This window comes from Nonomuraea sp. NPDC049695 (assembly GCF_040674955.1).
Classification (GTDB): domain Bacteria; phylum Actinomycetota; class Actinomycetes; order Streptosporangiales; family Streptosporangiaceae; genus Nonomuraea; species Nonomuraea helvata.
In genome coordinates, this window is sequence record NZ_JBFANV010000160.1 from 1 (window position 1) to 11919 (window position 11919).

General features: G+C 69.5%; 10 protein-coding genes and 1 pseudogene. 7 read left to right on the plus strand and 4 right to left on the minus strand.

All coding sequences use genetic code 11. From position 1 onward, the window contains the following. Positions 1 to 259 precede the first annotated feature (259 nt). Genes AB0J64_RS55275 through AB0J64_RS55290 form a run of 4 tightly spaced genes read left to right on the plus strand, consistent with a single transcriptional unit; the run spans position 260 to position 4316 of the window. Entirely contained in the window at positions 260 to 910 is a 651-nt protein-coding gene (locus AB0J64_RS55275) for a TetR family transcriptional regulator (protein ID WP_358207667.1), read from the plus strand. Between the two features lie 33 nt (positions 911 to 943). Further along, positions 944 to 1876, plus strand: coding sequence for an ABC transporter ATP-binding protein (locus AB0J64_RS55280; RefSeq protein ID WP_357962662.1), 933 nt, complete (start codon positions 944 to 946; stop codon positions 1874 to 1876). Then, positions 1873 to 3483 (plus strand): ABC transporter permease, encoded by a 1611-nt coding sequence (locus tag AB0J64_RS55285; protein WP_364046305.1) that lies wholly within the window; start codon positions 1873 to 1875, stop codon positions 3481 to 3483. Before AB0J64_RS55280 ends, AB0J64_RS55285 begins: the two co-directional genes overlap by 4 nt. 20 nt (positions 3484 to 3503) lie before the next feature. Next, a complete protein-coding gene (locus tag AB0J64_RS55290; RefSeq protein ID WP_364046307.1) occupies positions 3504 to 4316 on the plus strand; it encodes a class I SAM-dependent methyltransferase in 813 nt (270 codons plus the stop codon). A 370-nt stretch (positions 4317 to 4686) separates the two neighbouring features. Here the strand turns inward: AB0J64_RS55290 and AB0J64_RS55295 are convergent, their stop codons facing one another. Further along, the gene (locus tag AB0J64_RS55295) at positions 4687 to 5646 is read right to left on the minus strand and encodes an IS630 family transposase (RefSeq protein WP_364046309.1); all 960 of its coding nucleotides are present in this window, start codon (positions 5644 to 5646) and stop codon (positions 4687 to 4689) included. A gap of 130 nt (positions 5647 to 5776) precedes the next feature. Here AB0J64_RS55295 and AB0J64_RS55300 point away from each other — a divergent pair, with 130 nt between their 5' ends. Beyond that, positions 5777 to 6091 carry a hypothetical protein gene (locus AB0J64_RS55300; RefSeq protein ID WP_364046311.1) on the plus strand — a complete coding sequence of 105 codons (315 nt, stop codon included), beginning with the start codon at positions 5777 to 5779 and terminating at the stop codon, positions 6089 to 6091. A gap of 62 nt (positions 6092 to 6153) precedes the next feature. Further along, on the plus strand, positions 6154 to 6726 hold the full coding sequence (locus AB0J64_RS55305; protein ID WP_344988343.1) for a dienelactone hydrolase family protein: 573 nt from the start codon (positions 6154 to 6156) through the stop codon (positions 6724 to 6726). A 4-nt stretch (positions 6727 to 6730) separates the two neighbouring features. Here the strand turns inward: AB0J64_RS55305 and AB0J64_RS55310 are convergent, their stop codons facing one another. Continuing rightward, positions 6731 to 8512, minus strand: coding sequence for an ABC-F family ATP-binding cassette domain-containing protein (locus AB0J64_RS55310; protein WP_364046314.1), 1782 nt, complete (start codon positions 8510 to 8512; stop codon positions 6731 to 6733). A 265-nt stretch (positions 8513 to 8777) separates the two neighbouring features. On the opposite strand from AB0J64_RS55310, the gene AB0J64_RS55315 reads away from it, so the two are divergent. Further along, a complete protein-coding gene (locus AB0J64_RS55315) occupies positions 8778 to 10028 on the plus strand; it encodes a hypothetical protein (RefSeq protein WP_364046316.1) in 1251 nt (416 codons plus the stop codon). A gap of 45 nt (positions 10029 to 10073) precedes the next feature. On the opposite strand, the gene AB0J64_RS55320 is transcribed toward AB0J64_RS55315, so the two are convergent. Continuing rightward, positions 10074 to 11573, minus strand: coding sequence for an Ig domain-containing protein (locus AB0J64_RS55320; RefSeq protein WP_364046318.1), 1500 nt, complete (start codon positions 11571 to 11573; stop codon positions 10074 to 10076). 20 nt (positions 11574 to 11593) lie between these two features. Continuing rightward, positions 11594 to 11919, minus strand: a pseudogene (locus tag AB0J64_RS55325) (hypothetical protein); the annotation flags it as partial.

Here is an 11919-nt window from a genome sequence, read left to right on the forward strand (position 1 = left end):
GTACTCGACGCAGCCGCGTAACCCCTGAGAGATTTACGCAGATGACCACTTAGCCCCGGGCGGCGTGCTGGTCAGCTACGCCTCCATGGGCCGGCCAGGACACGTGCTGGCCGACACTGTCCGCGGCGCGCTGCGCAACAGAATGCCGAACCTGCTGCCTGGCAAGCGCACGGCCCTCTGCACGCTGCCCCGGGAGATCTCCGCGGACCGTTCTGACCCCGGTTGCCATAGCGATGAACACACGTTTACTATAGTAAACGTGTGTTCATCACCTTCGGCGGATCTGACCGCCCAGGCCAAGATCCGTAACGCCGCCATCGCGCACTTCGCCCGCGACGGCTTCCAGAAGACGAACCTGCGCGCCATCGCGGCCACCGCGGGGGTGAGCGCCGCCCTGGTCATCCGGCACTTCGGCAGCAAGGACAACCTGCGGAGCGTCTGCGACGAGCACGTCCTGCAGATCCTGGTGAGGAGGGCCCGGACTGCGGCTGACCTGGTCGGCGTGCGGGATCTGTCCCAGGAATACCTGTCGGGCTCGGAGGAGTACCGCCTCCATGTGCAGTACATGGTGCGCGCGATCGAGGAGGACTCCTCCGCGGCCACCACGTTCGTCAACACGCTGGTGGAGGAGACCGAGCAGCTCTTCCGGGACGGGATCGCCGGCGGCTCGATGCGCCAGTCCTCCGACGTGCGGGCGCTGGCCGTGCTCACCGTGCTGGTGAGCCTGGCCACGCTGACCATGGCGCCGCCCCTGACCCGCGCGCTCGGCTTCGAGCGGATGGGCCCCGACGTGCTGCGGCGCATCGGGCTGCCCATGCTCGAGATCTACACCCACGGCTTGTACGCCGACGACACCATGCTCAAAGCCGCCCAGACCGCCTGGGAGGCCCATCAGGGAGACGATCTCTAGCCCTCTCCCCATCACCACACAAGGACATCCATGATGACTGAGACTGATGCCATTTCCATGGCCGGATTGGTCAAGTCGTTCGGCCCGGCACGGGCACTGAACGGCCTCGACCTCGTCGTACGGACCGGCGAGGTGCACGGCTTCCTCGGGCCCAACGGCGCGGGCAAGAGCACCACGATCCGGATCCTGCTGGGCCTGATGCGCCCCGACGCGGGCGCCGCCCGGCTGCTCGGCGGCGACCCCTGGACACAGACCGCTGAGCTGCACCGCCGCCTGGCCTACGTGCCCGGCGACGTCACCCTGTGGCCCGGCCTGTCCGGCGGTGAGGCCATCGACCTGCTCGGCCGGCTGCGCGGCGGGCTTGACCGGCGGCGCCGGGACGAGCTGATCGAGCGCTTCGACCTCGACCCGCGTAAGAAGGGCCGCACCTACTCCAAGGGCAACCGCCAGAAGGTGGCCCTGGTCGCGGCTCTGGCCTCCGACGCCGAGCTGCTCATCCTCGACGAGCCCACCTCCGGCCTGGACCCGCTGATGGAGGAGGTCTTCCGGCAAACGGTCCAGGAAGTGCGGCGCGCGGGTGACCGTACGGTGCTGCTGTCCAGCCACATCCTCTCCGAGGTCGAGGCGCTGTGCGACCGCGTCACGATCATCCGCGACGGCCGTACCGTCGAAACCGGCACCATGGCCGAGCTGCGGCACCTCACCCGCACCTCCATCGACGCCGAACTGGCCGCCCCACCGGACGGGCTGGCCGGCCTGCCGGGTGTGCACGGCCTGCGCGCCGACGGCGGCCGGGTACGCTTCAGCGTCGACGCCGCCGCGCTGGACCTCGCACTTCGCCACCTCACCCAGGCCGGCGTGCGCAGCCTGGTCAGCCAGCCTCCGACGCTGGAGGAGCTGTTCCTGCGGCACTACGACCGCGCGACCGCGAACGTCAAGGGCCGGCACGCGGAGGCAGGACGATGAACGCGTTCGCCGGCACGGGAAAGCTCATCCGCGTGGTGCTGCGGCGCGATCGTGTGCTGCTGCCGCTGTGGGTGGCCTTCATCTGCATGATCCCGGTGGTGTTCGTCGGCGCGTTCACCGGCGCGTACCCCACGGCCGAGGCCCGTCAGCACTACTACGAGACCAGCGTCCACACCAGGGCCTTCACCATCGCCTACGGCGTGCTGAACGGCTCCAGCCTCGGCGAGCTCGTCGCCTGGCGGTCGGGGTTCGTGACGTTCATGGTCGCGCTGTTCGCGCTGCTCACGGTCATCCGGCACACGCGTACGGAAGAAGAGGCCGGACGGCGCGAACTGGTCGGGGCGACCGCGGTGGCGCGGCACGCGAACCTGGCCGCCACTCTGATCGTCACCTGCGGGGCCGCCCTCGTCCTGGGCGTGGCCTCGGCGCTGGCGCTGATCGGCCAGGGCCTGCCCGCCGCCGGCTCCCTGGCGCTCGGACTCGGGTTCACGGTGGCCGCCTGCGCGTTCGCCTCGATCGGCGCGGTGACGGCGCAGCTCACGACCGGCGCGGGCGGCGCGCGCGCCATCGGGATCAGCACGCTCGGCGCCGCGATCCTGCTGCGCGGCGTCGGCGACGTCGCCGCGCAGTCCGGTGACGGGCCTGCCTGGGTGTCCTGGATGACGCCGCTCGGCTGGGCGGAGGCGCTGCGGCCCTACAGCGGCGAACGCTGGTGGGTGCTCGCGCTCGCGGCCGGCGCCGTGCTGGCGCTGATCGTGCTGGCCGTGGCGCTGTCGGATCGGCGCGACCTCGGCGCCGGCATGTTCCAGGCCCGCCTGGGCCCGGCCGCCGCCGGACCCCGCCTGCGCAGCCCGCTGGCGCTGGCCTGGCGGCTGCACCGCGGGCCGCTGATCAGCAGGATCGCCGGACTCGCCGTGGTCGGGCTCGTGGGCGGCGCGATGTCGGCGAGCCTTGGGACGCTGATGGACAACGGCGGCGCCGCGGCCCGAGAGGCGCTGGCCCGGCTCGGCGGTCCCGGCACGCTCGTCGACCAGTTCCTCGCCCCCATGATGACCATGCTCGGCCTGGTCAGCGCCTGCTTCGCCATCCAGGCCGCGCTGCTGCTCAGGAACGAAGAGCGCGACGGGCGGGCCGAGCCCCTGCTGGCCACCCCGGTGCGCCGGCTGCGCTGGGCGGGCAGCCACTTCGCGTTCATACTGCTCGGCCCGGCGCTCGGGTTGATCGCCTTCGGGACGGCCGCCGGTCTGGCGCACGGACTCAACACCGGCGACGTCGCCCGTGAGCTGTCCCGCCTCCTAGCCGCCGCTCTCGTGCAACTCCCTGTGGTGTGGGTGTTCACCGGGGTCGCGTTCGCGCTGTTCGGGCTGCTGCCTCGGCTGGTCGCCGGCACGTTCGCGGTGGCCATGGTGAGCATGTTGTTCGGCTGGGTCGGCCTGGAGTTGCAGCTCGACCAGTGGGTCATCGACCTGTCGGTCTTCGAGCACGTACCGAAACTTCCCGGCGGGGTCATGACGGCCACCCCACTGATCGTCATGACCGCCGTCGCGGCGGCCCTCGTCGCGGCCGGCCTGGCCGGATTCACCCGACGCGACATGCCCACCATCTGAGCCTGGAGGACATCATGGGAGTGACCCTTCCTACACTGACCCCGCTGCAGGAAACCCTGTGGGTGACGCTGTGCGGCCGGGCGCTCGACAGCCGCCTGCCAAGCCCCATACTCGGCGACCGCATGGCCTACGAGATCATCCACAAGACCGGCTACGACCACCGCAAACTCCGCTGGAGCGCGGCCTCGGCCATCGACGTCGCCCAGCGCGCCAAGAAACTGGACGAGATCGCGCAGCGGTTCATCGCCCGCCACCCCGACGCGATCGGCATCGACCTGGGAGCCGGCCTCGACACCCGAGCCCTCCGCATCGACCCTCCATCGACAGCGGACTGGTACGACGTCGACTTTCCCGAGGTCGTGGACGCCCGGCACCGGATCATCCCGGAGCGGCCGCACACGCACACCATCGGCGCGGACCTGACCGAGCCCGGCTGGCTGGAGGCGCTGCCCGCCGACCGTCCCGCCGTGATCGTCGCCGACGGCGTGCTGCCCTTCCTCTCCCAGGAAGAGATGATCACGCTGCTGGACCGTCTCACCAGCCATTTTCCCAGTGGGGAGATCGCGTTCAACGTCTACACCCGATTCACCGTCTGGGCCGCGAGACACTACTCCGGCAGCCGGTTCCTGGTCCCCCTCTTCAAGTCCCCCGGCTTCGACCGCCTCGACCCCGTACGGTGGAACCCGCGACTGACCCTGATCCGGCACATCCTGCTCACCCGGGAGCCCGAGGTCGACCAGTTCCCGACGGCCCTGCGCCTGTGGACCCGCCTGTCGGCGCTCAGCGCGGCCTTCTCCAGGCTGGGCACCACGGTCGCGCACTACCGTTTCTGACGATTCCGGCCGGCGACTCACGCCGGGGTCGGGCATCCCGTCTTCTAGTTGTTCGCACAGCGTGTACAGCAACACCGCGTGAGGAACATGCGAGTTCCTGCCGTGCAAGGATCTGAACGCCTGGCAACTATTCGTGGAGACGGCCGGCCCATGCAGCGCTTGCAGCCGCCAGCCCGCACGGATTCAGCCGAAGCGACGACAGTTCAAGGCACCCGTTGGAACCGTGTCGAATGCCTCCGCCATCACCTTCCGAGACCACCGGCAGGGGAAGGTGGATGGTGCCGGGCTTGTATCGGTTTGCTGGAGTCCACACACCCAGCCGTCGAGGCAGCGTGTTCGACGTGGCTAAGTGGTCATCTGCGTAAATCTCTCAGGGGTTACGCGGCTGCGTCGAGTACGGCAGGCTGATGGTCGCAGCCGGCGGGCTGCTGGGAGTTCGACTCTTTCTGTTCACCATCACCGCCTTAGGAAACCGCGCGGTGAGCCGGTCGGCGGCGGCCTTGCCGCGATGGGAGGAGCCATCGTCGACGATCCAGAACACCCGTGTGGCCGAGGCGTAGGGCTGCTGGGTCATGACCTGTTCGACCAGGTCCATGAACGGGACGATGCCGGTCTTGGGCGAGCAGCGGCCGAAGACGTGGGCGCGGTGGACGTCGTAGGCGGCCAGGTAGGCCAGCGCGCCGCCGCGGTCGTAGTCGTGGTTGAGGCGCATCATCCGCGATCTGCCGGGCGGCAGCGTGGGGTGGCAGCGGCAGCGGGCCTGGATGGAGGTCTTCTCATCGGCGCTGATGACATACTCGTCGTCGCCGAGCGGGACGCCGTCCCAGGTGCGGGCGTACAACTCCAGCACGCGGGCGGCCTTGACGGCGAAGGCCGGGTCACGGATGAAGATCCACGACCGGTGTTGCCAGGGCTTGAGTGTGTCCTCGGCCAGGATCCGGCGCACCGTGGAGGCCGAGATCGTCGCTGTCAGGCCGCGGGCGACGGCTTCGCGGGCCAGTTCGCTACTGCTCCACCGCGACAGCGGAGTCCCGGTCTCGGCCGGTAACTGGCAGGCCAGTGCCGTGATCTGAGCCCGCTGGAGCGCAGTGATACGCGGCGGGCGTCCCGGCCGGTGCCGGTCGGTCAGGCTTTCCATGCCTTGCTCGCTGTCGTAGCGGCCCCGCCACAGGCGGACCGTGTCCACGCTCACCCCGTGCCGGCGCGCGATGGCGTTGTTGGAGTGGCCGTGGGCGGCATCCAGCACGATCCTGACGCGGATCACCAGCTGATACGGGGCCGAATGGGAGTGGGCGAGCTGCTTGAGCCGCCGCCGTTCGGTGGCGGTCAAGGTGATCTGAGGCGCGGCAGCGGGGCACTCGGGGGCTTTCTGCGAGAGATCCACATGGTGACCCGCCGACCTTGCCCGATCATGATCAGCTTGTGGTGATCTGACACGCCGAGCGGGCAGGATAGCCCTCGTGCCGACGATCCCCGCCTTCACCAAGACGTCCCTGGCGCAGCGGCTGTGGCTGCATGCCAAGGAGAACTGGCCGCAGCTGAGCAGAGTGGATGTCCGCTATCACGGCCAGTTCGCCTACGTCGAAGGTGAACTGGCCGACAGCGCCCGGCTGCCGTTGATGCGGCTGCGCTACAGCGGCTCGGCTCACTACTGGGGACTGGCGATCCATACCCCCAGCAACGGCAAGTACCAACCCACCCCCTGGTTCATCGGCACCCCACAGGAAGCCCTCGACCTGGCCTGCGACCTCTACGTGACCCCCCTCACGGACTGACCACACCAGATCCGAAAGTCAACCCCCGAGAGACTTCCAGGCAAGGCCACTAAGCTGCCCGCATGGCTCGGATTCTTCTCCTGCACTCGATGTACGGCCTGCGCCCCGCTGTGCACCAGGCCGCCGACAGGTTCCGGGCGGCCGGCCACGACGTGCACGTCCCCGACCTCTACGGCGGCAGGGTCGTCGACACGGCTGAGGAGGGCATCGCGATCAAGGAGGAGATCGGGCGGGACACGCTGCTGAAGCGGGCCGTGGCCGCGGCCGCCCCGCTCTCCGGCGAGCGGCTGGTCTACGCGGGCTTCTCGCTGGGCGCGGCGCTCGCGCAGAACCTCGCCCTGGCCGACGAGCGGTCCCGCGGGCTGCTGCTGATGCACGGCACCTCCGACATGGCCGACGGTGTCTCGGCCGACGACCTGCCGGTCCAGCTCCACGTCGCCGACCCCGACACCTACGAGCCCGTCGACTGGCTGAACGCCTGGTACCTCAGGATGCGCCGGGCGCGGGCCGACGTGGAGGTCTTCCGTTACCCCGGCGTGGGCCACCTGTTCACCGACCCTGACCTGCCCGACTACAACGCCGAGGCCGCCGAGCGCGCCTGGGCGGTCGCCCTCGACTTCGTCGCGGACCTCTGACCGGCTACGCCGCCACGCCCCCGCCGTCCAGCTCCAGGCGGGAACCGGTGAACGTGGCCCGCAGGCGACGATCGTGCGTCACGACCACCAGCGCGCCCTGGTAGGAAGCCAGCGCCTCCTCCAGTTGCTCCACGAGCAGCGGCGACAGGTGGTTGGTCGGCTCGTCGAGCAGGAGCAGGTCCACGGGCTCGCTCACCAGCCGCGCCAGCTCGATCCGGCGCCGCTGCCCGTAGGAGAGCTCGCCGACGCGCAGGCCCAGGTCGGACGGCCGGAACAACCCCAGGGCCAGCAGCGCGTCCGCGTGCTCGTCCAGGCTCCCGGGCCGCCCGTCCGCGTAGGCGCGCAGCACGGTGTGGTCCGCCGGCCCGACCAGTCCGGCCTGCCGGACGGCCTCGACCGGCCCGTCCTGTCGGACGACCTCGGCCCGGCCGGTCTGCCGGACGACATCGACGCCGTCAGGCCGCCGCATGTCGCCGGTGTCCACTTCGTCCTGGCGGAAGTAGCCGACGCGACCGGCCAGCCGTACCTCGCCGGCGTCCGGCCGTAGCTCGCCGGCGAGCACCCGCATCAGTGTGGTCTTGCCCGCCCCGTTCGGGCCGGTGACGAGCAGCCGTTCACCGGCACGCAGGGTGAGGGAGTCCAGGCGGAGCCGTCCCGCCACCACCACGCCGTCGAGCGCGGCCACCTCGGCTCCGGCAGCGGCGCCCGCGGTGGTGAGGCCGGCGGTGAAGCGCAGTGGCTCGGGCGGCGGCGCCGCCGGGTGGTCGGTGAGCCACCGCAGCCGCTGCTGGGACTGCCGGATGCGCCCGGCGGCCCCGTGCGTACGCGAGCGCGCCCGCCAGGCGCCGGTGCCCATGCCCGCCTTGACCATCTTGCGCGGGATGCCGGCCAGCCGGCCCGCGTTGGCCGCCACCAGCGTGGCATGACGGTCCACCTCCAACTTCCATTCCTCGTGGGCGCGCGCCTGCGCGGCGCGTTCGGCGGCCTTGGCCGTGAGGTATCCGGCGTACCCGTCGCCGTAGCGACGCACTTTCCCGTCGCAGACCTCCAGGACGGCAGTGGTCACCCGCTCCAGGAACACCCGGTCGTGCGTGATCGCCACGACCGTGCCCCGGTGGGCGCGCAGGCGCTGTTCGAGCCAGGCCACCGCCTGGTCGTCCAGGTCGTTGGTCGGCTCGTCGAGCAGCAGCAGTTCAGGAGCGGACGCCAGCGTGGCGGCCAGGGCGAGCCTGGAGCGCTCACCGCCTGACAGCGTGCTCAGCGGACGGCGCCGATCGAGTCCGGGCAACCCGAGCCCGTGCAGCGCGATCTCCACCCGGGCGTCGGCCTCGTAGCCGCCCCGCGCCTCGAACTCCGCCACCAGCCGCGCGTAGACATCGTAGACACCCGGTCCCTCGGAGACCCCTGCCGCCTCCGCACGAGCCTCCGCGCGAGCCTTCACCCCCGCCTCGCCGAGCGAGCGCTCGGCGGCACGCATCCGAGCCTCGAGCTCTCGCAGATCGGCCAGCGCCAGGTCGACGGCGTCGGCCACCGTCGCGTGCGGCGGCAGCGCGAGTGACTGCGGAAGGTATCCGACACCGCCGGGCGCAACGACCACGAGCTCGCCGTTGTCCGGCCGCTCGGCCTCGGCCATGAGCTTGAGCAGCGTGGACTTGCCCGACCCGTTGTCACCGATCACTCCGACCCGTTCGCCGGGTTTGACGGTGAGCGACACCCGGTCCAGGACGACGCGGGTGCCGTAACGCTTGGTGATCTCGGCAAGTGCCAGTTGGGCAGCAGTACGCAAAAGGGCCCAGCCTCCTCTTCTTTGAGACGATACGGTCCGTCTCGTCTCAGTGAGTATGAGGGTGTGCCGGCTCCTTGTCAAGACGGACCGTCTCGTCTCTCTGGCTGGAGCGGCGGAGTTTGAAAGTTTCACCGCGAATCCGCAGGTCGCCGCCGGTGCCTCCACCCCGGGTTTGACGCGGGCGCCCGCCCGTGCGATCAAAGCAGGCGCGGTTCCGGCTGGAACGCGCTGGCAATGTTAGCGCTACCAAAACCGAGGTAACCGAATGAAACGCCTGGCCGTCCTGCCCCTCCTGCTGATCGCCACCCTCCTCTTACCCATCCAGAGCGCCCTGGCCGACACGAACGTGGCCAGGAGCGCGACGCCGTCCGCCTCGTACACGTCCTCCTGGGAGAGCGTGGCGGCGATCAACGACGGCATCGACCCGCCCAGCTCCAACGACACCGTCAACAAGCGCTGGGGCACCTGGCCCAACACCGGCACCCAGTGGGCCGAGCTCACCTGGAGTTCGACCCAGACGCTCAAGGGCGCCGACATCTACTTCTTCGACGACGGCGGCGGCGTCCGCGTCCCCGCCTCCTGGAAGCTCCAGTACTGGAACGGCAGCGCCTACACCGACATCTCCGCCACGTACCCGATCGCGGTCAACGCCTACAACAAGGTGAGCTTCTCGCAGGTCAGCACCACGCGGCTGCGCGTCGTCCTGCAGAGCGGCCAGGGATCGGTGGGGCTGCTCGAGGTCAAGGCGTGGGCTCCCGACTCCGGCGGCGGCACTTCGGGCTGGAACCCGCCGGCCAACCTGGTCACCCCGCTCAACGAGGTCTGGCAGCACGTCGAGAGCACGTACCCCGACCCGTACGGGTTCCGCAACTACGGCTGGGACCAGATCATGGCCAACAAGGGCTCGATCAACTACTGCGTCCGCTGGGACACCACCGCCACGGTGACGGCGGCCCAGCGTGACCAGATCCACGCCGCGCTGGCCCGCCAGTTCAAGAAGTGGATGGACGTCATGGCCGGCCACAACGGCTGGCCGTACGCGAGCGTGCCGGTCAAGGTCGTGGGCTGGGCCGTACGTGACCGCGCCCAGCTGCAGTGGAGCGACAACTCGGTCGACATCTACGTCAACAACATCCGCGAGAACGCGCCCCAGTGCTCCGAGCCCTGCGGCCGGTTCTTCAACCAGAGCGGCAACTACCCCAACTGCCCGGGCGGCGCGTCGCACCACTACGACATGTCGCTGTGGCTGACCGCCGGGTTCGGCGGGGGAGCCGGGGGCGACTGGGGGCAGCGGATCGGCAGCGAGTACTTCATGTCGAACCTCAACACCGACAACATCCACATCCTGCTGCATGAGATGGGACATTCGTTCGGTCTGGACGACTTCTACGACTGGACTCCGACGGGCCAGTGCTGCTTCCTGATGAAGGCGGGCAGCGCGACGCAGATCACGGAGTTCGACGCGTGGATGTTCCGCGACTGGTGGCGGCACCTGAAGAGCCGCTACGGCTACTGACGAGCAACGGGGAGGGCGGCGGGGTCTCCGCCGCCCTCCAGCCGTTCACGCGACTGTGAGCTTGTACTCACGCGTGACCGGCGTGCTCAGCTTGTCGTTGTCCCTGAGCTGGACGGTGAAGGTGGCGGTCCCGGCCGTGGCGGGGGTGCCGGTGATCGCCCCGGTGAACCGGTCGAGGGTGAGCCCCGCGGGCAGCGTGCCCTCGACGACCTGCCAGTCGTAGAAGGGGACTCCGCCCTTGGCCTGGAGGCGCTGCTCGTACGTGGTGCCCGCCTTCGCCGCGGGGACGGCGGAGGTCTCGATCGAGGGCTTGAGGAACGGGGTCAGCTTCCTGTTCAGCTTCCACCCGGCGTTCTCCGCGATCAGCAGTGACAGCTTGGTCAGCTCCCACCTGCGGGTCGGGAAGACGTGCCGCCAGCCGCCGCTCTGCCCGCTCAGCCGGTCCCAGTACGGGTCGTCGCCGGGCACGTGGTAGCTGGTGTCGAGCGGCACGGGGTAGCCCTGGTAGTCGATGACCTCCTGGTCGTCCTTGCCCTTGGCGGCCACGTAGTCGGCCATGCCCTGCCAGTCGCTGTGGAAGGCGACCGCGTGGCCGTACTCGTGCATGACCAGGCCCTCGACGTCGATCACCTGGCCGAGGTCGGTCTTCCACCAGTCCTCGTCGTTCAGCGAGGTGAACAGCTTCATCAGCTGCTCGTCGTACTCGAGGATCATGCTGGTGGAGCGGTGGTAGGGGGTGGGCTTGCCGTTCTGGGTGTGGAACTTGCCGTTGATGGTCGGGTAGCCGGTCGAGTACGGCGTCTGGATGCCGCGGAACCACACGTACATGCCGTTGTACGGCTTGGCGTTGGAGACCTCGACCTCGTTCTGCCAGTCGTCGCCCGGCAGCTTGTTCACCTCGTCACCCGCCGGGACCGTGTCGAACGGCTTCAGGTCGAAGAACGCGAACCAGTTGCGCACCGCGGCCTCGGCGGCCTTGCGCACGCCGGGGTCCTTGAAGTAGCCGGTGATGTTGTCGGAGCGGTAGTCGAAGTCGATGGGGATGGACGGCTTGAGCGGGGTCTTCTCGTCCTGCTGCACCCTGATCGGCATGGTCTGCGTGTTCGTGCCGCCGGACGCGTCCGTGGTCTTCATGATCCACTGGTGCAGCTCGTCCTGGCCGCCGCGCTGCTTGGAGTGGATGGCCAGCCGGACCACCTCGCGGTCGGCGGGGCCGGTGAGAGTGAAGGACTTGGTCGCGCCGGTGGCCGTCAGCTCGCTCGGCATGTTGAACATCAGCCGGGAGGTGCCCTTGGCCTGCAGGTCCACCTTCAGCGGGTAGCTGATGCCGGGGACCTTCGGCGCGCGTACCGTCAGCTCGATGTACGGGTTGGCGAGATAGCCCTGCCAGTCCACGAGCTGGACGCCGTAGTCGTTGACCTTGCGGTAGAAGATGTCGAACACGTCCAGCGCGGGGGCCGCCTGACGGGCGGCGAGGCTGGGGGAGGGGACCGACAGCGCGCCGGCCAGGGCGGCCAGCGCGCTGAGGGTGGCGAACTTCCTCATCGAATCCTTTTCCAGGTGAACTAGGTGAACGCCTTCACTTCGAGCAGCCCCACCGAGGCCTGGCCGCTCTGCAGCGCCACCCGCAAGCGAGTGGTGCTGATCGGGTTGAACGTGACGTGGTTGTAGGCGTTGATGGCGATCGGGTAGGTGCCGGGGACGTCGACGTACGCGCTGCCGTTCCAGTACTGGAGCTTCCAGGAGGCCGGCAGGCGGACGCCGTCGTTGTCGTCGAAGAAGTAGACGTCGGCGGCTTTCAGGGTCTGGCCCGACGAGCTGGAGCGTGATCCCGGGTTCGAGTTCCTGAGCTTCGTCGACTCCCGGGCCGGGGTGGACATTCTCGCTCGGC